Origin of the sequence: Pseudomonas fildesensis (assembly GCF_001050345.1) — a bacterium.
Taxonomy (GTDB): Bacteria; Pseudomonadota; Gammaproteobacteria; order Pseudomonadales; family Pseudomonadaceae; genus Aquipseudomonas; species Aquipseudomonas fildesensis.
The window spans coordinates 1-1,130 of the sequence record NZ_LFMW01000035.1 but is presented as its reverse complement, the minus strand read 5'-3'; the positions used below and the strand labels follow the sequence as shown (position 1 = coordinate 1,130).

The 1,130-nt window shown below is 50.4% G+C and carries 2 protein-coding genes; both read right to left on the bottom strand.

Annotation, left to right across the window (positions count from 1 at the left end; translation table 11 throughout):
- Positions 1-718, bottom strand: a 718-nt coding sequence (locus ACR52_RS27280; RefSeq protein ID WP_048731290.1) for a DNA polymerase, incomplete at its 3' end; no start/stop codon positions are given.
- Positions 719-915: 197 nt separating this feature from the next.
- On the bottom strand, positions 916-1,130 hold a 215-nt coding region (locus ACR52_RS31465; RefSeq protein ID WP_048731287.1), incomplete at its 5' end, for a hypothetical protein.

Here is a 1,130-nt window from a genome sequence, read left to right as displayed (position 1 = left end):
GCTCCCGCCTCATCTCGACTAACTGAGTGGACTCAATGAGCAGTTCGAGAAGCTTCACGCCGATGTGAAAGGTGACGTAGTTGTCCAGGGCGTCCCAGGAAGTCCACTTAGTGGTCAGCTCATTAGCGGCCATCATGTGGGCCTCTACTTTCTCCATAAACTTAACTTTGTAGGTGTGTCCGTTACGCTTGTTCAGGGCTGGGCGAATACGCTTGTTGAAGTGTTCGGCCTCCTGTTCACGGATACGACCAAAGCGCGCCTCTTCTTCAACAGCCTTGCCGACCGCCACTGAAACTTGCTGAACACTCAACGGGCCTTTCTTAGCGACCATATTCAGAACAGTCTTGACGGTAATTGCCGCGACGTTCTCCGCTTTAACCAATTGCAGATAAGGCAAGCCGATGTTCTTTCGCTTCACCTTATTTACTTGATGCTCAACCCAGTCTTCGAACGCCTTAGCCATCAAAGGAATCAGGGAGGCCAGCACAGGCTTAGCTGTGGCGTTGTCCGCGAACTCATTACGATCAATGGAACGCTCAAGGATTTTCTTAAAGTAATCCTCACCCAGCGTATAGGCTTCATGCTCAAGACTTAACTGAGCCGCTGCAAGGTCTGGCCCGTAGATATTAGAAAGGGTCTCATAGGCCCAGGATGAAACATCAGTGATTGCGCTAAAGTCATGCTTCGTTAGTTGGATGGTTTGGCTTTCTGCGGACACAAGAATCCCTTAGAGGCCACTTGGGCCTCCAATAAGTTATGGGTAAGAAGTTGGTTAGTTACTTGAGGTGATTTACTGAATTGAGGGCGTAGAGGGTCCTTAGAGGGGACTTAAAGAAGTCTCTAAGTTAAAGGCTCATAGAGTGGGAACAGCAGGGCTGCTTTTAGTGGGTGTTTAAAACCCACGAGGGAACTACTTCATTTCAACAGGTACTCATTCAGGGCCTTTTCGAGTGCAGACAGATAGGCGTCTTGGTTCATGTGCTTCTTCAAGAAGTCCAGCGGGAACCGTGCCCATGGGCGTTTAGATGGACCCTGCGACAGCTCTGTGCGTAGCTTTCGGTGGTCCGTGGTGTCCCACAGGTCCAGTAGGGAGGCTTCGAGTTTCACCATGACCGCCCCTTTGAGCTTGT